At 70.2% G+C, this 19,906-nt stretch carries 15 protein-coding genes; 4 read left to right on the top strand and 11 right to left on the bottom strand.

What is annotated here, in order from left to right:
• Window positions 1-9: 9 nt before the first annotated feature.
• Window positions 10-468 carry an ATP-binding protein gene (locus PUR53_RS06915; protein WP_329894951.1) on the bottom strand — a complete coding sequence of 153 codons (459 nt, stop codon included), beginning with the start codon at window positions 466-468 and terminating at the stop codon, window positions 10-12.
• A gap of 191 nt (window positions 469-659) precedes the next feature.
• Between PUR53_RS06915 and PUR53_RS06920 the strand changes: the two genes are divergently transcribed.
• Window positions 660-1,022, top strand: a complete 363-nt coding sequence (locus PUR53_RS06920) for an STAS domain-containing protein (protein ID WP_329894952.1) — start codon at window positions 660-662, stop codon at window positions 1,020-1,022.
• 461 nt (window positions 1,023-1,483) lie between these two features.
• Here the strand turns inward: PUR53_RS06920 and PUR53_RS06925 are convergent, their stop codons facing one another.
• From PUR53_RS06925 to PUR53_RS06945, 5 genes are all read right to left on the bottom strand, one after another.
• Window positions 1,484-3,859 (bottom strand): galactose oxidase-like domain-containing protein, encoded by a 2,376-nt coding sequence (locus PUR53_RS06925; RefSeq protein WP_443080268.1) that lies wholly within the window; start codon window positions 3,857-3,859, stop codon window positions 1,484-1,486.
• Window positions 3,860-3,924: 65 nt separating this feature from the next.
• Window positions 3,925-5,217 (bottom strand): glycosyltransferase family 2 protein, encoded by a 1,293-nt coding sequence (locus PUR53_RS06930; protein WP_329894679.1) that lies wholly within the window; start codon window positions 5,215-5,217, stop codon window positions 3,925-3,927.
• Window positions 5,214-6,971 carry an ArnT family glycosyltransferase gene (locus PUR53_RS06935; protein ID WP_329907737.1) on the bottom strand — a complete coding sequence of 586 codons (1,758 nt, stop codon included), beginning with the start codon at window positions 6,969-6,971 and terminating at the stop codon, window positions 5,214-5,216. Before PUR53_RS06935 ends, PUR53_RS06930 begins: the two co-directional genes overlap by 4 nt.
• Window positions 6,968-8,236, bottom strand: coding sequence for a glycosyltransferase (locus PUR53_RS06940; RefSeq protein ID WP_329894681.1), 1,269 nt, complete (start codon window positions 8,234-8,236; stop codon window positions 6,968-6,970). The genes PUR53_RS06935 and PUR53_RS06940 overlap by 4 nt, the downstream gene beginning before the upstream one ends.
• Window positions 8,237-8,449: 213 nt before the next feature.
• Window positions 8,450-10,501 carry a thioredoxin domain-containing protein gene (locus PUR53_RS06945; protein ID WP_329894682.1) on the bottom strand — a complete coding sequence of 684 codons (2,052 nt, stop codon included), beginning with the start codon at window positions 10,499-10,501 and terminating at the stop codon, window positions 8,450-8,452.
• 236 nt (window positions 10,502-10,737) lie between these two features.
• Between PUR53_RS06945 and PUR53_RS06950 the strand changes: the two genes are divergently transcribed.
• Complete coding sequence (locus PUR53_RS06950; protein ID WP_329907738.1) at window positions 10,738-14,043, top strand: hypothetical protein; 3,306 nt, start codon at window positions 10,738-10,740, stop codon at window positions 14,041-14,043.
• A 124-nt stretch (window positions 14,044-14,167) separates the two neighbouring features.
• On the opposite strand, the gene PUR53_RS06955 is transcribed toward PUR53_RS06950, so the two are convergent.
• Together PUR53_RS06955 and mca are read right to left on the bottom strand one after the other, a co-directional pair.
• On the bottom strand, window positions 14,168-14,416 hold the full coding sequence (locus PUR53_RS06955; RefSeq protein ID WP_329894684.1) for a hypothetical protein: 249 nt from the start codon (window positions 14,414-14,416) through the stop codon (window positions 14,168-14,170).
• Between the two features lie 21 nt (window positions 14,417-14,437).
• Window positions 14,438-15,289 (bottom strand): mycothiol conjugate amidase Mca, encoded by an 852-nt coding sequence (gene mca, locus PUR53_RS06960; RefSeq protein ID WP_329894713.1) that lies wholly within the window; start codon window positions 15,287-15,289, stop codon window positions 14,438-14,440.
• A 230-nt stretch (window positions 15,290-15,519) separates the two neighbouring features.
• On the opposite strand from mca, the gene PUR53_RS06965 reads away from it, so the two are divergent.
• Together PUR53_RS06965 and greA are read left to right on the top strand one after the other, a co-directional pair.
• Window positions 15,520-15,918 carry a DUF4307 domain-containing protein gene (locus tag PUR53_RS06965; RefSeq protein WP_329894685.1) on the top strand — a complete coding sequence of 133 codons (399 nt, stop codon included), beginning with the start codon at window positions 15,520-15,522 and terminating at the stop codon, window positions 15,916-15,918.
• 154 nt (window positions 15,919-16,072) lie between these two features.
• Window positions 16,073-16,573: a transcription elongation factor GreA gene (greA, locus tag PUR53_RS06970; protein ID WP_033528003.1), complete on the top strand. Its 501-nt coding sequence runs from the start codon at window positions 16,073-16,075 to the stop codon at window positions 16,571-16,573.
• A gap of 81 nt (window positions 16,574-16,654) precedes the next feature.
• On the opposite strand, the gene PUR53_RS06975 is transcribed toward greA, so the two are convergent.
• The 3 genes from PUR53_RS06975 to ilvA form a co-directional block, all read right to left on the bottom strand.
• A complete protein-coding gene (locus tag PUR53_RS06975; protein ID WP_329894686.1) occupies window positions 16,655-17,500 on the bottom strand; it encodes an ABC transporter permease in 846 nt (281 codons plus the stop codon).
• Window positions 17,497-18,525 (bottom strand): ATP-binding cassette domain-containing protein, encoded by a 1,029-nt coding sequence (locus tag PUR53_RS06980; protein ID WP_329894687.1) that lies wholly within the window; start codon window positions 18,523-18,525, stop codon window positions 17,497-17,499. Before PUR53_RS06980 ends, PUR53_RS06975 begins: the two co-directional genes overlap by 4 nt.
• A 133-nt stretch (window positions 18,526-18,658) precedes the next feature.
• A complete protein-coding gene (ilvA, locus tag PUR53_RS06985; RefSeq protein WP_329894688.1) occupies window positions 18,659-19,888 on the bottom strand; it encodes a threonine ammonia-lyase in 1,230 nt (409 codons plus the stop codon).
• Window positions 19,889-19,906: the final 18 nt, after the last annotated feature.

Raw genomic sequence — 19,906 nt, forward strand, 5'->3', positions numbered from 1 at the left:
ACACCACCATCAAGCTGTCCCGTGCGTAAGGGCGATGCGGGCGGTGATGCGTTTGCCGACCGGTTCCTGGCGGGCTTCGAAGCCCTGGGCGACGGCCATCACGATCTCCAGGCCGTGCTGGCCCACCCGGCCGGTGTCCGCGGCCCGGGCCACCGGCAGCACCGGATCGCCATCCCACACCGTCACCTCGACCGCCTCGCCGTCGATCCGCAGATCCAGCAGGACCGGGCCCGGCGCGTACTTGCGGGCGTTGGTGACCAGTTCGCTGACCACCAGCTGCGTGAGATCCATGCCGCGCTGGGAGACCAGAAGCCCGTGCTCGGTCTGACTCCGGGTGAGGAAGGCGGCGGCCAGGTGGCGGGCGCGGGCGATGTCGGTACCGTCACCCTCCAGTGCCACCGTCGTCTGCAACGGGTGGCCGGCGGCCGGATCCGTGCCGCCGCCGCTCACTGGCTCTGGTTCCGTCATCTGCTGCTATCGCTCCCGTTCACCCGCCCGCGCGCCCCCGCGCTGTGTGCCGCGTACCCCCGCGGGCGGGGGCGACGCCGGTCGCGCCTGGCTGTTGGCTCCACCACGCAAAGGGATCACCCGTACGATGCTGGGCGGCCCCCGGTGTGAAGATCCGGTGTGCCGGTATCACCGACATGGGTGAGGGAAAGATGGCGGACACCGAACACGCTGAGCAGCCGGGCCAGTTGTCGGTCGTTTCCACCGCCAGCGAAGGCGTCCGCGTGGTGACGCTCGCCGGAGAGATCGACCACCACACCGGCGAGGCGATGCGGCAGGCCCTGGACGTCACCGGCACCGCCGGCCCCTGCGTCGTGGTCGACATGCGCGGCGTGAGTTTCATGGACTCCACCGGCATCAACATTCTCATCGCCGCCCACCGGAACCTCACTGAGGCCGGCGGCTGGCTGCGCCTGGCCGCCGTGACCGAGGCAGTGCTGCGCACCATCCAGATCGTCGGCGTCGACTCCGTCATCGACTGCCACGACACCCTCCGCCAGGCCCTCGACGCCTGACCGAGCGGTCGGCAAGACGGTGCGGACCTGTGGTGCGGCGAGCGCTGGTCTCAGGCGGCGCTCCCCTGGTGGGCACGGCCGCCGCGCCACTCGATCCACCGGTCATCGTCCAGGATCATGTCGGGGTCGTGAATGCCCGCGCTCTCAAAGAACACCACCGCCGATTCTCCAAGGGCGCACCGGCGACAGCCGTCCGCCGTACCGCTACGACTGACCCGTACCGGCGGAGACCCGGCAGACACTGAGCTGGCACTCACCCTCGCCGAAGCCGAGCACCTTCACGCCGCCCTCTGCCGAGCCCTCGACAGCCAGCCTCCGCCAGCAGCCGCACCGGAATGTCGACAGTCTGTCCAAGCCTCGCCCAGCGCCGCGCGCATCGTCGAGTGCGCGTGACCGACACGGCCCTCGTGCCCGGCGGTTGCCACCGGGCACGAGGGCCGATCATGCCGACCGGGTGATCGTCAGCGGCGCTTCACATCACCCTTCCCGCACGCCAGACCGTCCCTGTTGCGGTCCAGCTTCAGCGGATCGTCCTTGCCGTTGACCTTCAGGCGCCCGTAGTCGTTCTCCTTCAACCACGCGCACCGCGAGGCCGTCGTCTTCTTGACCTCCGCCGGGAAGGCAGTCGGCACGCAGACGTTCGCCGTGCCGTAGTGGCGGTCGCAGCCGGAGACGGTCGGGCTGACCTTCTTCGACCTGACCTTCTTCCCGGGGCCGGTGACCTTGCCCTTCGGGGCGTCCGCGAAGTCGTGGACGTGGGCCGACGGGGCGTCGCCGGAGGCCTGCGCGAGGGCGGACGGGCCCTGGAGGTGGACCCATTCGGCCACCGAGGGCACGCCGTTGGCGTCGACCGCGAAGAGCATGTACCAGCCCGGCGGGGCCAGGTTCGGGTTGCTCGTCACGTTCAGGTCGACGTTGTTGCCGTCCACCGACAGGGGCAGGTCCACGAAGCGCTGGTTCGGGTCGGAGGAGTGGGTTACCGCCGCCGGGCGGATCAGTTCCGCCTTGGCGATGGGCCGGTCCACCGTGATGCGCTGCGTGTCGCCGTACACCCACTCCTTGTCGATCACCGAGGTGATGGCGGGACGGTCGCCCTTCAGGAGGTACGGCGGGGTGTAGATCGACACGTCGTGGTTCCAGGTGCCGTTGCCCGGGTTGTCGCCCGTGGTCATGACACGGCCGTCGGGCAGGAGGAAGGCCGAGGAGTGGTAGCCGCGCTCCTCCGGGTCCGTCGCCACCTGGTCGAACGTGTTGGTCGCCGGGTCGTAGATCGACGTCTCGTAGACCGGGTCGGCGCGGTTGTGCAGGGCGCCGCCCGTCTCCAGGACCTTGCCGTCGGGCAGCAGCACCGCCGAGACGTACATCTTGCCCTGGTCGCCGGTCTGGGCGACCTTGCCGCCCCCCAGGTCCACCGTGCCCTGCGGGATCGGCGGGCCCGCGACGTACGCCGGGTTCGCGGCCTTGAGGTCGATGACGTCCGTCAGGCGGTTCGCCGCGGGGTTGGAGTCGATGTTGCCGCCGCCGAGCGTCAGGACCTTCTGGTCCTGGGCCGGGGGCAGCAGCACGCTCGCGGACTGGTCGCGTTCGTCCTTCCGCTGCAGGCCCGGGACCTGTGTGATCGTGTTGGCCCCGTAGTCGTAGATCGCCGAACCCGTCCCCGGGATGTTGTTGCCGAAGACATGGCTGCCCGAGTAGAAGAGGCGGCCGTCCTGCATGAGGATCATCGACGGGTACAGGCCCCAGTACGACCAGGTCTGGTTGACCTTCCAGAGCTCGAGCCACTTCTGCTCGGCGTCCGACCACAGTTCGGCCGTCACCGAACCCGTGGAGTCCTCGCGCAGACCGCCGAACGAGATGACGTCACCGTTGCCGAGGATCGTCGCCGACGGGTACCAGTGGCCGTCGTTCATGTCGTTCGTCTTGCTGTACGTCTCCGTCACCGGGTCGAACACGTACGAGTCCTTGTAGCCCTCGTAGCCGTGTCCGCCCACCACCGGATACGCCTTGTTGCCGCTCATCACCAGCACCCGGCCGTCGTCCAACTGCACGTGGCCCGCGCAGAACATGTCGTCCGGGGTCGGGATCTGCTTGTACGTGCCGTTCTTCGGGTCGTACACGGCGGAGGTGAAGGTGCCCGCCTCGAACATCTCCTCGCTGTTGCCGGAGCCGGCGATCAGCAGCACCTTGCCGTTGTTGAGGACGACGGAGTGCATGGAGCGGACGGGGTTCTGGGTGGGCAGGACGTCCCAGCGGCCGTTCTGGCACTCGGCCGGTGTGCCGGTGCACTCCGGGTCCGGGATCGGGTCGGCGACCTGGTCCATGGTGTAGTCGTCGGTGGTGACGGAGCCGGTGCCGTAGACGGAGACGCCCCAGGTGATCCGGTCGGTGCCCGCCGGGACCACGGGGGTGCGGACCGTCGCCTCCGTCCAACTCCCCGCCATCTCCAGTGTCTTGAGGTCGGTCCAGTACTGCCAGCCGGCCGTGGTGTCGTGCCGGAAGAGCGTGAGGGAGGTGTCCGGGGTCGTCGACTTGTACCAGAGCCCCAGGTCGTACTGCTTGCCGACGGTGACCGGCGGCGCGCAGGCCGCCGACTCGGTGACCAGGGCCTTGCGGTCGCCGGAGACCCGTCGGGTCAGCTCCACCTTCATGGCCTTGGAGCCCGAGTGGGCGTCCGCCACCGTCGTGAAGGTGAAGTCGTTGTCGCCCCAGCCGGACTTCGACCAGCAGTACGGCATGTCGCCGGTGCCGGCCGTCTCGAAGCCGGGGTTCTTGACGAGGTTGGCGGCGGACGCGGGCTGGGGCGAGATCAGCAACAGCCCGGAGGCGAGTGCGCCCACCGCCAGCAGGGCCGTTCTCCGTCTGGGTCTCGTCCGGGTCTTCCAGCGGTTCTTCAGTAGGTTCTTCACGCGGCTCTCCTTGCCGACTGCTCGGGCTGATCGGCCTGCTCGGCCTGGTCCGGCTGCTCCGACCGCCCAGCCCTCTTCTCCTCGCCGCGCTCCCCACGGCGAGACCTCCTGCCACGGCGGGACGTGCCGCGCGGCAGATAGACCAGCGCCTCGGTCGCCACGAAGCGCAGCACGAACGTCGTCACCAGGGCGAGCGCGGTCGCGGGCAGTGCCCCCATCCCGAACTTGGCGACGAACAGGGCGATCAGCGGGATGCGCAGCACCAGATCGGCGTTGGCGAGCAGCGCGAACCTGCCGATGCGGTCCCATCCCTTGCGGTGCCTGCGCCGCTCGCGGAAGCACAGGTGCTCGATGAGGAGGAAGTTCCAGGCCACCCCGAGCTGGTTGGCGAGGATCTCCGCGGGGACGTAGTGCAGTCCTGCGGAGGTCAGGGCGTGGAGCCCGGCGAGGTTCGGGACGAATCCGGTGACACCGATCAGCCCGAAGACGATCATGCGGGCGAGCGGCGAGGCCGTCCGCAGCCCCATGAGGTGGCGCAGGAACCTGAACCCCTCCCGCGCGGTCGACTTGGACTCGCCGGCGTAGCGGTCCTGGAAGACGAACGGCACCTCCGTGACGCGCCGGGGACGGCTGCGCACGGCGAGTTCGAGGAGGATCTTGTAGCCGAGCGGCTGGAGGACGTCGGCGGTGACCGCGCTGCGGCGGATGGCGAAGAAGCCGCTCATCGGGTCGCTGATGCCGTGCAGCCGGCGCGGGAAGAGGGCCTTGGTGAGCCAGGTCGCGCCGCGCGAGACGGCCACGCGGTAGCTGCCCGCGAGTCCGGCCCGGCTACCGCCCTTGATGTAGCGGGAGGCGACCACCAGACCGGCGGCCGACCGTTCCCCGGTGGCCACCAACTCCGGTACCAGGGACGGTGGATGCTGGAGGTCGCCGTCCATGACGACGATCCAGTCGGAGCCGGCCGCCCTGATGCCCTCGACGACCGCGCCGCCGAGTCCGCCGACCGGTTCGGCGCGGTGCAGCACGGTCACCGGGAACGGGCAGTCCTGCGCGGCGGCGTCGATGACCTGCGGGGTGTCGTCGGTGGAGTCGTCGACGAAGACCACCTCGCAGGGCAGCCGCGACGGCACCGTCTCGGTGATCCGGTGCAGCAACTCCCGTACGTTGGCGGACTCGTTGTAGGTCGGTACGACGATGGTGACGGCCCCGGGCTCGGGCACCTCGGCGCCGCGCACCGCCGGGTCGCCCAGTTCCCCGGGGGCGGTGGACTCGTAGCTTCCGCTGCTCATCGGTCGCCTCCAGCGGCCTCGGTATCGCGGATCCCGTCGTCGTCGGCGGTCTTGGTCTCGGTCCCGCGGGCCCGGTCGTCGTCCCCCGCGCCCTCGATCCTGCGGATCTCGATGCGGTCCTCACCGGTGCCGAAGGTGGCCACCGGGGTCGAGTTCTCCATCGCGCCCTTGACGTTGGGCAGGTCGACCGCGTCACGCCGTACGGTCGGGGAGGCGACCACGTAGTCCAGGTCGCGCCAGCCGTCCGGCATCGTCTTCGTCACCGCCGGGTCGAGGTCGGCCTTGTAGAACCAGATGACGCCGAGGCCCGGCTGGTAGCCCTCGTGGACGAGGTCGAGCCAGAGCGCGTCGTCGACCAGGACCCGGGTGTCGGCGGGGTCCTCGACCTCCCTGCCGAGCCACTCGGCGGCCTGCTGGTAGGGCGCGTTGGCGTCGAAGGTCATCGCGGTGTGGTTGCCGTCGTACCAGCGCGGGACAACATACGCGGCAGCGGCGGCGGCCAGGGCGAGCGCGAGGGCGTGCCGTGCCCAGGTCAGGGGCCTCCGTTCGGTCGCGCTGCGCCATCTGCGCAGGACGCCGTGGGCGACGCTGGCCGTGCCGCCCGCGAGGACGAGCGCGAGGAAGGGCAGCGCCTGGAGGACGTACATCGCGGGCAGGTAGCCGGGGCGCAGGGCCATTCCGGCGAGGATGGCGACGGCGAGCGCGGGGCCGGCGAGGGCCCGCGCGGTCACCGACCAGCGCCAGGTCAGCAACAGCAGCAGGGCTCCGGCGAGTCCGCCGAGCGGCAGGACGCGGTCGTAGTACAGCCAGGACTGCAGGACGCCGTACGAGCCCGTGCCCTCGGTGAGGATGAAGCCGGAGCCGGGGCGGCTCATCTGGTAGACGATGCCGTCCCAGAGCGACACATGGCCGGCGCCGGGGAACAACTCGCCCTTGAGCAGGGCGAACAGCGGGTACGAGATGCCGATCAGGGTGCATGCGGTGACGGCGCCGGTGAGGGCGAACTTGCGGGTGTCCCGGTGGCTGTGCCGCCACATGGTGAGCAGCACGGCGGGCAGGACGAGGAGCATCGTCTCCTTGGTGAGCACGGCCGCGGCGGCGGCGATGCCGGCGCCGAAGTGGTGCCAGAGGTGACGGCTCGGCGAGGCGGCGAGGCAGAACGCCAGCAGCGTCCACATCACCGCGATGTTGTCGAGGAAGATCTCCCGCTGGAGCACCACCGACAGCGGGGACAGCCCGAAGAGGGCCATGCCGAGGGCGGCGGCCCAGCGGGGCAGCGACAGACGGCGGCCTAGGACGTAGACGAGGACGGCGCTGATGGCGCTGATCAGCAGCATCACCACCCGCATGGAGCCGACGGTCATCGACTCGGGGGCGAGCTGGGCGGGGATCCAGGTCAGGACGGCGAGCTGGATCCAGCCGAGGGGCGGGTGGTCGTACCAGTAGGTGTAGTGGGCGAGGCCCCTGCCCTCCTGGACGGCCCAGGCCTGGGCGAGGTAGGTGCCCTCGTCGTCGCTGAGGGTCGGGTAGTCGGCGATGTTCCAGCCCTGCACGATCATGATCGCGACGAGGAGGAGAGCGCAGAGGAGCAGGTCGGGGCGCGAGTTCCGCAGGCGCTTCGGCGGTGCCTCGGGCGCGGGCGAAGCGGAAGAGGAATCGTTTGTTCGACCTGTCGAACCGGTTGTGGGCACAGCTGTCCGCTGCGCGGGGACCTTGACTTCCGTCTTGGCCGCCGCGGGAAGTGTGGAGGTCACGCAGGAACGTCCTCTCGGTTGACGTTCGCGTTCACGAGATGTGCGCCGACATGACTGGTCAACTCCCAGTCGTTGCGGCCGCGTTGCTCGCGCCACACCGCGCGTACGGCGGCGAAGGCGAGGAGCACCTGGTAGAAGGGGCCGCCCACGACGAGCTTGACGTAGTGGACGAACCGGACACGCAGTCCGTACTGCTTGCCGAAGTCGTGCAGCCCGACGACCTCGAACACGAAGGTGACGAGGGCGGTGACGGCCGGCAGGAAGGTGATGAAGGCGACGCCGACGGGGACGTCGAGGAAGAGCGCGATGGCGACGTTGAGCGGGATGATGACCCCGGAGACGGCCTGGAGATAGGGCGTCATCAGGGTGTAGCGGGCGAGCAACCGCTGCCGGAAAGAGGGCAGTTGGCGCCAGTCCTTCTTCCGGTAGACCTGGAGGAAGCCCTGGTTCCAGCGGGTGCGCTGCTTCATCAGCGACATCAGGCTGCCGGGGGTCTCCTCCCGGGTCACCATGTCGGAGTCGTAGGCGACGACGACCTTCTTGCCCACGCTCGACAGCCGGACGCCGAGGTCGCAGTCCTCCGCGAGGCAGTGGGGATCCCAGCCGTCGGCCGCGCGCAGCACGTCGGTGCGGACGAAGACGGTGTTGCCGCCGAGCGGGATGAATCCTTTCTGCGCGTGCAGATGGAGCCGGGACCGGAACCAGAAGAAGTACTCCAGGCAGTTGCGCAGGCTGTACCAGCTGGAGTTGTAGTTGATGAGCTGCACCCCGCCCTGCACGACGTCCGCGCCGGTGGTGCGGAAGGCGTGGTCGACGTGCGACAGCAGCTCCGGGTGGACCTGGTCCTCGGCGTCGAAGACCCCCACGACATCACCGCGGCAGTGCGGTAAAGCCGTGTTCATGGCCTTCGGTTTGTTCTTCTTCTCATGGTGGTCGACCACCACGCGGACGCGCGGGTCGCGCTCCTCGGCGGCCCGGGCCACCGCGGTGGTCTCCGGGTCGTCGTGCCCGACGATCACGATGATCTCGAAGTCGTCGTGACTGGATTCGAGGAGCCGTTGGATGGTGTGGTCCAGCACGGCCTGTTCATGGCGTGCCGGAAGCAGCAGTGAGAACGACAGATGCTCGTCGCCGTCCGGTCTGCTGAAGCGGGTGGAGGCCAGCACTTCGGGCGTTCGCCACGCGTGCATCTGCCACCACAGAGTGAAGGCCGCCATCCAGAAAAGGACAAGCGAAACCACGGCTATGAAGACGGAAGTCAGCACGAAAGATCCCCCCAGATCCCCAATACCCCCTGCGCGACGGTGAGTTACTTCCGCCGCGCGACTGTGCAGAGCCTAGGGGGAAACTGTGAATCCTGGGGACCCTTCCGATAAAAACCGTGTTTCCGTTCGGGGGAACATCTAATCGGATGTGTCCCCACACGGCCCGTTTCCAGTCGGTTGTTCGATCTTGTCCGGGTCCCGGACCGGCGGGTTTCAGCCGGTTGCGCCCCCTGCGGGCGATCCGAGAGCCGTGCGCAGCCTGTCGACATCTGTCGTGGGAGCGTCACAGGTGAAGTTACGGCAGACGTACGCGGTCGGTTCATCGCCGACGAGAGGACGGTCGGCCAGCAACGGAAGTTCGTCACTGTCCGTAGTCCCTACGGCCACCACCGCACCCGGCGCGGTCCCCAGCAACGCCGTCCGATGCAGCTCCTTCGTCCCCGGATGCCCCTGAGGTCCCACCACCGCCACCTCACGCGGCCCGTCGAGCAGGGCCTCCGCCGTGGCCAGCCCCCACCCGATGAACCGCGGCGCCCTCGGCCCCAGGGCCTTCACCACGCCCAACGCCCGTTCGGCGGCGGTCCGATGGGGCTCGGAACCGGTGTGCGCGGCATAGCTCAGCAGCGCGCCCGCCGCCGCGCTCCACCCCGACGGAGTGGCGTTGTCGGTCGGATCCTGCGGCCGCCGGATCAGCTTCTCCGCGTCGGCGGCGGTGTCGAAGAGCGCCCCGGACTCCTCGTCGACGAACCGGACGAGCACATGGTCGAGCAGGAACCCGGCGAACTCCAGCCACACCCCCTCCCCCGTGACCGACGCCAGCGCCAGGAACCCCTCGGCGACGTCCGCGTAGTCCTCCAGCACGCCCGCGTTGGCCCCGACGTGCCCGTCCTTGCTGGTCCGCGCGAGCCGCGCCCGCTCGTCCAGATGCAGTCGTACGAGGAGGTCGGCGGCGGCGATGGCGGCGTCCACCAGGTCGGGGCGGTCGAAGTAGGCGCCGGTCTCGGCGAGCGCGGCGACGGCGAGGCCGTTCCAGGCGGCCACCACCTTGTCGTCGCGGCCGGGGGCGGGCCGGCGCGCACGCGCCCCGTTCAGCCGCGTCCTGACCGACTCGATCCGTTCGGCATCGAACACGCCCTCGTGCTGCGGCAGTTGAAGGACGGACGCCCCCTCTTCGAACGTCCCCTCCTCCGTGACCCCGAAGTACTGGGCCGCGAGCACCGCGTCCTCCTCGCCGAGCACCTCGGTCAACTGCTCGGGCGTCCAGACGTAGTAGGCGCCCTCGACATGCTTCCCGGTCCCGTCGTCGCTGTCGGCGTCCAGCGCCGAGGCGAACCCGCCCTCGTTCGTGCGGAGTTCACGGACCATGAAGTCGGCCGTCTCCAGGGCGACGCGCCGGGCCAGCTCGGAGCCCGTGGCCCGCCACAGGTGGGCGTACACCCGGCACAGCAGGGCGTTGTCGTACAGCATCTTCTCGAAGTGCGGCACGACCCACTCACGGTCGACGGAGTACCGGGCGAAGCCGCCGCCGAGCTGGTCGTAGATGCCGCCGCGGGCCATCCGCTCACACGTGTCCCGCGCCATCTGGAGCGCGCCCTCGGAACCGGTGCGCGCCGCGTGCCGCAGCAGGAACTCGATCACCATCGAGGGCGGGAACTTGGGCGCCCTGCCGAAGCCGCCGCGCGCCGCGTCGTACTCCCGGGTGAGCCCCAGCAGCGCCTGCGCGAGCTCGTCCTCCCCGGGCACGTCGACCGCCTCGAACTTCAGCTCCCGGCCCGCCAGATCCCGCACGATCTTCCCGGCGACCTCGGCGACCTCGTCCCGCCGGTCCGCCCAGGCGGCCCGCACCCCCTCCAGGACCTGACGGAAGGCGGGCATGCCGTGGCGGGGGGCGGGCGGGAAGTAGGTGCCGAAGTAGAAGGGCTCTCCCTCCGGCGTCAGGAACACGGTCATGGGCCAGCCGCCCTGCCCGGTCGCCGCCTGTACGGCCTCCATGTAGACCGCGTCGACGTCCGGCCGCTCCTCCCGGTCCACCTTGACGCTCACGAAGTGCGCGTTCAGATAGTCGGCGGTCTCCCGGTCCTCGAACGACTCGTGCGCCATCACATGGCACCAGTGACAGCTGGAGTACCCGACGCTGAGCAGCACCGGGACCCCCCGCCTGCGCGCCTCCTCGAACGCCTCGGCCGACCAGGGCCACCAGTCGACCGGGTTGTCGGCGTGCTGGAGAAGGTAGGGAGATGTCTCGTGGGCCAGTCGGTTCGCCATGGGCACCATCATTCCCCAGTACCCGGGAATCCCAGCTCAGCACAGGGCGCGCCCCTGAAAGGGGCGCGGGGAACTGCGGGAGCGACCACGACGCACCCGCACCCGGCCGACCACCCGAGCCCCCACAGCGAAACCCCGCACCCGAGCCCCCACCCACGATCACGCCCTCTCGCCTAGTCGGACTACGCCCCGCACACTGGCCGGAGGCAACCGTTTCGGCGATAGGGGGACGTGTGATGCGGGACAGCCACCGGGGGGAGGCCGAACGGCTGTTGGTCCGGGCGGTCGAGGAGGAGGTCCGCAGATCGGGCGGCCGTACCGACGGAGTCGTCCTGCTTGGGCGCGCCCGCGCCTCGCTGGACGCGATGGCGCAGAACGCGGCCGAGGAGTACGAGACGTACACCCGCGCACTGGACGAGTCCGAGGCCGGTCGCCCCACCTTCCGACAGCGCTACGCGAAGGAGGGCTCCGGAACTCCCCTGCTGGTCGCGGCCGTCGCCGCCGGCACGGCGGTCGTCGCCGACCTCTCCTTCGGCGTCGCCCCCGGCACCGCCGTGAGCACCGGGGTGATCGTCGGCATCGCGAGCGCCGTGGCCACGGTCCTGAAGGTCACCGCCTCGCACCTCCCCGCCGCTCACCACCACGCGGGCGCCCTGAGCCAGCCCGGCGGCCCCGAGCAGCTGCGGCTGCAGTGGCTCACGGCACTGGAGGTGCGCGGCATCCGCCCGTTCCTGGACCAGCAGCGCGTCCTCGCCGCGTCGACGGCGACAGCGAAGAAGAAGGCACCTCAGCTGCGCGGCGCCGACAAGAGCGCGGCGGCCCGGCGGCGCAACGTACTGGAGCAGTCGTTCGCCCAACTCCCGGAGGCCGACGACCGGTTCGCGGGCCGGCGGACGGAGATGGGGAAGATCCGCCAGTGGGTGCAGGCGGCCCGCGCGGAGACCGAGACCCGGCCGACCGTCGTCGTGCTGCACGGCCCGTCCGGCTCCGGCCGCACCGCTCTCGCCGTCCGCGCCACCCATGAACTACGGGACTACTTCCGGGGCGCCTGCGTCGTCGATCTGCGCGCCGACAGCCCGGAGGAGCCGCCGCTGTCGACCCGGGACGCGCTGATGCATCTACTGAATCGTCTCGGCGCACCCCGCGACCAGCTGCTCTTCCGCGAGCGGACCTCCCAGGACCAGCAGGTCAAACGGCTCAGCGAGCTGTACCACCAGCATCTGACCGCCCTGCCGGTGACGATCGTCCTCGACGACGCCTCCGACCCCGAACAGGTCCGCACCCTCGTCCCCGAGCGCTCCGACAGCCTCGTCATCATCACCGCCCGCTCCCCGCTCGCCCTCCCCGCCGACCTGCCGGCCTGGGTCCACCAGCTGCCGGTCGAGGCGCTCGACGGGGAGGGCACGCACGAACTGCTGAGCACGGCGGCCCAGGACGGCGCGGCGCTGTCGGCGGGAGCCGCAGGCGTGGCTGCGGGAGCCTCGGGCACGGCCACAGGCGCGGCAGGGGTCGTCGCCGGACCGTCCTCGGGGGCACGCACCGGGTCGTACGACACGGAATCCGTCGCCCGGATCCGGCACCTGTGCGGCGGGCTGCCCCTCGCCCTGCGGATCGCCGGCTCGTCCCTCGGCCCGCGCACGCCCGACCAACTGGCCACGGACCTGGGCGCGTACGGCCCGGTCGAGCCGATCGAGAGGGCCCTGTGGCTCCGCTACACCGACCAGTCGGAGCTCTCCCGCCGGCTGCTGCGCAGGCTGGCCCTCGCGGGCCGCGCCTCCCTGGGCGCGGCGGCGGCCGCCTCGCTCCTCGCCACCGACGAGACGGAGGCGACCCGTCATCTCACCGCGCTCGCCCGCGCGGGCCTGATCGACCACGTCCACGGCAACCGCTACCGCCTGCACGACCTGGTCCGCGCCTTCGCCCACGCCCGCCTCCTCGACGAGGAGGAACCGAGCGAGCGCACGGCCGCGCAGGAACGCCTCATCGTCACCTACGCGGACCTGGCCGACTCCGTCCTGCGGCTGGTCGACGGCAACATGTCGACCCGTTCGGACCGCTTCGGCCAGCACGGCTTCGTGTCGCTGGAGGAGGCGCTGCGCTGGCTGGACGACGAGACCAGCTTCATCACCTCCACGCTCCGGCACGCGGAGGGCGTGAACGAGGCGGCCGTGCTCAGTCTGCTGGGCGCCCTGTGCGACTACTGCCTGCTGCGCGGCGACCTCTACCGCCTCGGCGAACTCAACGAGCTGGCCCAGTCGGTGGGGCAGGGCCTGCTGACCCGCTCCGTCCAGTGGCGTACGGGTATCGCCGCCCGGCAGCTGGGCGAGCTGGACAAGTCCCGCACGACGCTGGCGTCGGTGGTCAACCTGTACATGGAGACCAACCACGACGCGGGCGCCGCCCGTGCCCTGTGCTCCCTGGGCATCACCCTCCACCACCAGGGCAATCTGACCGAGGCGGCGGAGAAGCTCCTGGAGGCCCTGCAGATGCAGTCGCCCCCCGAGCTGGCGGCGGACCGCGCGTGGACGATGCACGCCCTGGCGGCGGTGGAACGCGACCGCTCCCACCTGGCGGACTCCCTGGACCTGCTGACCCGCGCGCTGGTCCTGCACCGCCAGCAGGAGTCCCTGCACGGCGAGGGCTGGGCCTACTACCAGCTGGGCCAACTGATGCTGCGCATGGGCGAGATACCGCGTGCGGAGGCCGAACTGCGCACGGCGCTCGACCTGTTCGGCCGTACCCGGGACCCTCGGGGCGAGGCCTGGTCGATGACGCAGCTGGCCCGCGCCCGCCTCGTCGCCGGTGACCCCTCGGCCGCCGTCGGCGGTCTGCGCCAGGCCCTCTCCCGGCACCGCGACAACGAGGACGCCCGCGGCGAGGCCTGGTCCGGCTACTACCTGGGCCAGGCGCTGGAGGAGACCGGCAACCTCGACCAGGCGGTCCGCGAGCTGGAACGCTCCCGCACGATGTTCTCCCGGATGCGGGACGTCTACGGCCTGGCCTGCGCCCGCCACCACTCCGCCCGCGTCACCCGCGACCAGCGCGCCGTGCAGACCGGCTCGCTGCGCAACTCCGGCTTCGCCCGCCAGCTCCTCGTCGACGCCCGCGCCGACTTCCAGCGCATCGGCGTCGCCCACGGGGAGGCCTGGACCTGCCTGGAACTGGCGGTCGTGGACGCGGGCAACACCCGCCTCCCCCAGGCACTGGCCCTCTGCGAGGAGGCCACCCGCCTCTTCGCCTCCTACAGCGACCGCCGCGGCGAGGACTGGGCCCGCTTCCTCAAGTGCACCCTGCTGCCCTACGCGGCTCCCGGCGGCGTCGAGATCGGCACGGCCGTCGCCCAGGAGGACCTGGCCCACCTCTCCCGCACGGACCACCCCCTGCGTGACGAGAAACTCACCGAGTACATCGAGGCCTACCAGCTCCTCCTGGAACGCGGCGTCAACCTGGAGAGCGGCTGGCGAGCCTGGACCCTCGGCATGGTCCCCAACCGCCATGCGCGCGAGGTGATGGGCGTACCGGTGTCGGGCGGGCACGGGTGAGCGAGGGCTCGGTGTCCCCTCGCCCCGCGACGACAGGACGTGGCCGCGCGGCACCTCGGCGGTGCCACGCGGCCGGCCCGTCGAGCCGTCGCGTCGGCGGTCGGTCGAGCCGTCGCGTCGGCGGTCAGCCCTTGGCGGGGGTCGTCTTCTTCCCGGCCGCGTCCGTCGCCGTCTCCTCGACGGAGGCCTCCGGGTCCGGCGACTCCGTGAAGTCGACCTTGCCCATGTGCTTGTTCATGGACTTCATCAGGCCCCAGACGGCCAGGGCCATCACCGCGAAGACGATGAAACCGAGGACGCCGGGGGTGACCTTGTCCTCGTCCACCTCCTTGGCGAGGGGGACGAGGTGTGTGACTGCCAGGCTTACGCTCATGCCTGGCATTGTCCCCCAGGGCTAGCGGATGCCCGCAAAGAGGTCGTCCTCCGGGAGCGAGGTGTCCACGAGGGACTTCGCGAGCTCGTACTCCTCGGTCGGCCAGACCTCCTTCTGGATCTCCATCGGGACCCGGAACCAGCCGCCGTCGGGGTCGATCTGCGTGGCGTGGGCGATGAGAGCCTTGTCACGGATCTCGTAGAACTCGGCGCAGGGCACATGCGTGGTGAGGGTGCGGTCCTTGTGGTCGGACTCGTCCCAGCGCTTGAGCCACTCGCCGTAGGGGGACTCCAGACCGCGCTCCAGCAGGGCGTTGTGCAGCGCCTCGGTGCGCGGGCGGTTGAAGCCCTGGTTGTAGTAGAGCTTCTGCGGCTGGTACGCCGGGCCGTACTCGGCCTCCGGGTACTGCTCGGTGTCCGCCGCGCCCTCGAACGCCACCATCGAGATCTTGTGGGTCATGATGTGGTCGGGGTGCGGGTACCCGCCGTTCTCGTCGTAGGTGGTGATCACCTGGGGACGGAACGCGCGGATCTTCCGGACCAGCTCGCCGGCCGCCTTGTCGACGTCCTCCAGGGCGAAGCAGCCGTCGGGGAGAGGAGGCAGCGGGTCTCCCTCGGGGAGGCCGGAGTCGACGAAGCCGAGCCACTCCTGGCTGACGCCGAGGATCTCCCGGGCCTCGTCCATCTCCTTCTTGCGGACCTCGTGAATGTGCTCCTCGATGTACTTGTCGCCCTGCAGTTTCGGATTGAGGATGGAGCCGCGCTCACCGCCCGTGCAGGTCACGACCAGCACGTCCACCCCCTCGGACACATACTTCGCCATGGTGGCCGCACCCTTGCTCGACTCGTCGTCGGGGTGCGCGTGCACGGCCATCAGTCGCAGCTGGTCAGTCAAGACTCATTCCCTCGTCACTCGGCGCCCGGCCTGAACTACGGTGACTCGGCCCGGCGCGATCCGGTGAGTCCATACTGCCGTCCCGCTCGGACACCCGTGTGGGGTGGCCGTCAGGCGCTGGGCGGGGGCTTCTATAGTGACGGCATCGGGGGGCGGGATATTCCCGGTCCGGAGATCAGCCGGATCAGACCGGATCGGAGAGGGCGACCATGACGACGGCGAGCACGCGGCTTCCCGAGGGTCGCTACGGCCGCTCCCCGGACGAGCGCGCCGACCGCAAGCTCAAGGTCATCGGCAGCGTCCTCGGCGCGGCCCTCCTCGTCCTCATCGGCTGGTTCGCCTTCCACTACGTGGCCGGCAACAAGATCAGCGTCGAGATCTACACCTTCGATACCTCGGCGAACTCGGTGAAGGTGCACCTCAGGGGCGACAAGGACGCCGGCGTGGAGGCCTACTGCACGGTGCGCTCCCAGTCCGAGGACGGCGCCGAGGTGGGCCGCGCGGACTTCCGCTTCGACGCCGGCACCACCGACATCGACGAGGTCGTCACCCTGAAGACGACCACGCGCGGCACCACCGCCGAGCTGCTCGGCTGCCACGCCGACTGAGCGCCACCCTGACCTGCGTCGACGTAACGCTTGTGGTTTATGTCCTCCCCCTCCCGCCGCTGAATTGTTAGGCTCGTGGTTTCGCCCACTCGTGAAGGAACATTCTTCTGGGTAGGGCGATGCTTTGTATTCCCAGTACCTACGAGGAGCACCTGTGACCCAGACCAGCGAGAACGTCACCTGGCTGACCCAGGAGGCGTACAACCAGCTCAGGGCCGAGCTGGAGTACCTGTCTGGTCCTGCGCGCACGGAGATCGCCGCCAAGATCGCGGCCGCGCGCGAGGAGGGCGACCTGCGCGAGAACGGCGGGTACCACGCGGCCAAGGAGGAGCAGGGCAAGCAGGAGCTCCGTGTGCGCCAGCTGACCCAGCTCCTGGAGAACGCGAAGGTCGGCGAGGCGCCGGCGTCGGCGGACGGCGCGGTGGCTCCCGGCATGGTCGTGACGATCGCCTTCGACGGCGACGAGGACGACACCGTGACCTTCCTGCTCGCCTCCCGGGAGTACGCCAGCTCCGATATCGAGACCTACTCGCCGCAGTCCCCGCTCGGCTCGGGCGTGATCGGCAAGAAGGTCGGCCAGGACGCCCAGTACGAGCTGCCGAACGGCAAGTTCGCCTCGGTGAAGATCCTCAAGGCCGTGCCCTACCAGAGCTGACCGCACGTCTCTCACTCGCCCCATGGCCCCCGGCGCCCCTTCGGTGCCGGGGGCCCGGTCATGTGCGGGGTCGGCCGCCGTTCACGCCGCCGCCGAGCGGTACTTCCGCACCGACAGGGTGCGGAATATGACGATGATGAGGACCGAGTAGATCAGCGAGGCCCACACCGGGTGCTGCATGGGCCAGGCGTCCGACGGCGACACCCCCGGGTTGCCGAAGAGCTCGCGGCAGGCCTGGACGGTGGCACTGAACGGGTTCCAGTCGGCGACGTGCTGGAGCCAGGGCGTCATTCTGCTGGAGTCCACGAACGCGTTCGAGATGAAGGTGACCGGGAAGAGCCAGATCAGCCCGCCGGAGGTGGCCGCCTCGGGGGTGCGCACGGAGAGCCCGATCAGTGCGCCGACCCAGGTGAACGCGTATCCGAGCAGGAGCAGCAGGCCAAAGGCGGCGAGCACCTCGCCGACGCTGGTGTGGGTGCGCCAGCCGACGAGCAGGGCGACCACGGCCAGCACGGCGAGGGTGAGTGCCGTCTGGACGAGGTCCGCGAGCGTCCGCCCGGTGAGCACGGCACCGCGCGCCATGGGCAGCGAGCGGAAGCGGTCGATGAGCCCCTTGTGCATGTCGTCGGCGATGCCCGCTCCGGCGCCGGCGGTGGCGAAGGTGACGGTCTGCGCGAAGATGCCGGCCATCAGGAACTCGGTGTAGACGTCGGGGTCGGTGGTCCCGCCGATGTTCATGGAGCCACCGAAGACATAGGTGAACAGCACCACGAACATGATGGGCTGGATAAGCCCGAAGATGACCATCTCCGGGATGCGGGACATACGGATCAGATTGCGCTTGGCGACGACCAGCGAGTCCCGGACGGACCGGGTGAACGGGTTGCCGGACGGTGCGACGCGCGCGGTTCCGGTGACGGCGCTCATCTGGACCCCTCCTTCCTGCGGCCGCGCCCTTTCGCGTCGGTCGCCTCCCCGAGCCTCTCGGTCCCGGCCTCGGTCTCGTCCTTCACCTCGGCGAGGTGTCCCGTCAGGGAGAGGAACACGTCGTCCAGGGTGGGGCGGCGCAGGCCGATGTCGTCGATCTCGATCCCTCTGGTGTCCAGCTCGCGGATGACCTCGGCGAGGAGCTTGGCGCCGCCGGTGACGGACACGGTGAGCTTGCGTGTGTGCTCCTCGACGGTGGTCCCGCCCTTGCCGAAGCCGGTCAGCACCTCGGCGGCGTCCGGGATGCGCTCGCGCTCGTGCACGACGACCTCGACGCGCTCGCCGCCGGTGCGGGCCTTGAGCTGGTCGGAGGTGCCGCGGGCGATGACGCGGCCGTGGTCGACGACGGCGATGTCGTGCGCGAGGTGGTCGGCCTCCTCCAGGTACTGGGTGGTGAGCAGCAGGGTCGTACCGCCGGAGACGAGCTGCTTGATCACGTCCCACAGCTGTTGGCGATTGCGCGGATCGAGTCCGGTGGTCGGCTCGTCCATGAACATCACCGGCGGCGACACCACCAGCGCGGCGGCCAGGTCGAGCCGGCGGCGCATTCCGCCGGAGTACGTCTTGGCGGGGCGGTCGGCGGCGTCGGCGAGGTGGAACTGCTCCAGCAGTTCGCCCGCGCGGACCTTCGCGTCCTTGGCCCGCATCTGGTAGAGCTGGCCGACCATCTGCAGGTTCTCACGGCCCGTCAGATACTCGTCGACCGCGGCGAACTGGCCGGAGAGGCCGACCGAGCGCCGTACGGCGTCGGGGTCCTTCAGCACGTCGATGCCGGCGACCACGGCCCTGCCGCTGTCGGGCCGCAGGAGGGTGGTGAGACAGCGGACGGTGGTCGTCTTACCCGCGCCGTTCGGCCCGAGCAGACCCAGAACGGTGCCCTCGGGGACGTCGAGATCGACACCGTCGAGGGCTCTTACGTCACCGAAGGTCTTCACCAGACCTTCGGCATGGATGGCGCCTGGCATGTGAGGTCTCCACGTCTATGGGGTTCTTTCACAGCGGTTCAGCGAGCACGAGACACACCATAACGCGATGTATCGCGTCTCTCAATGGACTTACCCCGAACGGGTGACGAGTGAGATCGAAGCGGCGCCGCCCTCAGTCGATGACGGTGTAACCCGCCTCGCGCAGGGCGTGGTTGACCTCGGCGCAGTGCTTCGGCCCCCTCGTCTCCAGGTGCAGTTCGACCTCCACCTCCGTGAGCCCGAGCCGGGGGTCGGTCCGTACGTGGCTCACGTCCAGGACATTAGCGTCGACCACTGACAACACACCCAGAAGCGTCGCGAGGGCGCCGGGACGGTCGGTGAGGCGGAGGCGTACCTGCAGGTAGCGGCCTCCGGCGGCCATGCCGTGCCGCAGGATGCGCTGCATCAGCAGCGGGTCGACGTTGCCGCCGGAGAGCACCGCGACGACCGGCCCCTCGAAGGCCTCCGGGTCGCGCAGCAGGGCCGCGACGGGGCTGGCGCCGGCCGGTTCCACGACCAGTTTGGCCCGCTCCAGGCAGAGCAGCAGGGCGCTGGAGAGGTCGTACTCCGAGACCGTGCGGACCTCGTCCACCAGGTCTGCGACGATCCCGAACGGCACGTCGCCGGGCCGTCCGACCTTGATGCCGTCGGCCATCGTCGCCGGGTTGTCGACCGCGACCGGCCGTCCGGCGGCCAGCGACACCGGATACGCGGCGGCGCCCTCCGCCTGCACACCGATGACCCGCACGTCCGGCCGCAGCGCCTTCACGGCGACCGCGACACCCGCCGCGAGCCCTCCGCCGCCGACCCCGACGACGATCGTGCGCACCTCCGGGCACTGCTCCAGGATCTCCAGGCCGACCGTGCCCTGACCCGCGATGATGTCGGGGTGGTCGAACGGGTGGATGAACACCGCGCCCGTCTCGGCCGCGTACTCCTGGGCCGCCGCCAGCGTCTCGTCGACCACCGTGCCGTGCAGCCGCACCTCGGCGCCGTACTCCTCGGTCGCGCTGACCTTCGGCAGCGGGGCGCCCTTCGGCATGAAGACCGTGGAGCCGACCCCGAGCAGGGAGGAGGCGAGGGCGACGCCCTGGGCGTGGTTGCCGGCGCTCGCGGCGACGACTCCGGCGGCGCGTTCCTCGGGCAGCAGCCCCGCGATCCGGACGTACGCGCCGCGCAGTTTGAACGAGCCCGTCCGCTGGAGGTTCTCGCACTTGAGGTGCACCGGCGCGCCGACGAGCTGCGACAAATGCCTGCTGCCCTCCATCGCGGTGACACGTGAGACGCCGGTAAGCATCTTCTGGGCGCCTCGCACGTCGTCGAGCGTCACCACCGGAAAGGAGTCAGCCGTGCTGTAGCTCATGACCACCAGTCTCGCAGT

It is taken from the genome of Streptomyces sp. SP18BB07 (assembly GCF_036322545.1).
Taxonomy (GTDB): domain Bacteria; phylum Actinomycetota; class Actinomycetes; order Streptomycetales; family Streptomycetaceae; genus Streptomyces; species Streptomyces deccanensis.

Bases quoted from the DNA above. Each gene is read 5' to 3' on its own strand.
- PUR53_RS06915 (WP_329894951.1), bottom strand. From the start codon at position 468: ATGACGGAACCAGAGCCAGTGAGCGGCGGCGGCACGGATCCGGCCGCC.
- PUR53_RS06965 (WP_329894685.1), top strand. From the start codon at position 15,520: ATGACGACGGCGAGCACGCGGCTTCCCGAGGGTCGCTACGGCCGCTCC.
- PUR53_RS06920 (WP_329894952.1), top strand. From the start codon at position 660: ATGGCGGACACCGAACACGCTGAGCAGCCGGGCCAGTTGTCGGTCGTT.
- PUR53_RS06955 (WP_329894684.1), bottom strand. From the start codon at position 14,416: ATGAGCGTAAGCCTGGCAGTCACACACCTCGTCCCCCTCGCCAAGGAG.
- PUR53_RS06980 (WP_329894687.1), bottom strand. From the start codon at position 18,525: ATGCCAGGCGCCATCCATGCCGAAGGTCTGGTGAAGACCTTCGGTGAC.
- PUR53_RS06950 (WP_329907738.1), top strand. From the start codon at position 10,738: ATGCGGGACAGCCACCGGGGGGAGGCCGAACGGCTGTTGGTCCGGGCG.
- PUR53_RS06945 (WP_329894682.1), bottom strand. From the start codon at position 10,501: ATGGCGAACCGACTGGCCCACGAGACATCTCCCTACCTTCTCCAGCAC.
- mca (WP_329894713.1), bottom strand. From the start codon at position 15,289: ATGGCCGTGCACGCGCACCCCGACGACGAGTCGAGCAAGGGTGCGGCC.
- PUR53_RS06930 (WP_329894679.1), bottom strand. From the start codon at position 5,217: ATGAGCAGCGGAAGCTACGAGTCCACCGCCCCCGGGGAACTGGGCGAC.
- ilvA (WP_329894688.1), bottom strand. From the start codon at position 19,888: ATGAGCTACAGCACGGCTGACTCCTTTCCGGTGGTGACGCTCGACGAC.
- PUR53_RS06975 (WP_329894686.1), bottom strand. From the start codon at position 17,500: ATGAGCGCCGTCACCGGAACCGCGCGCGTCGCACCGTCCGGCAACCCG.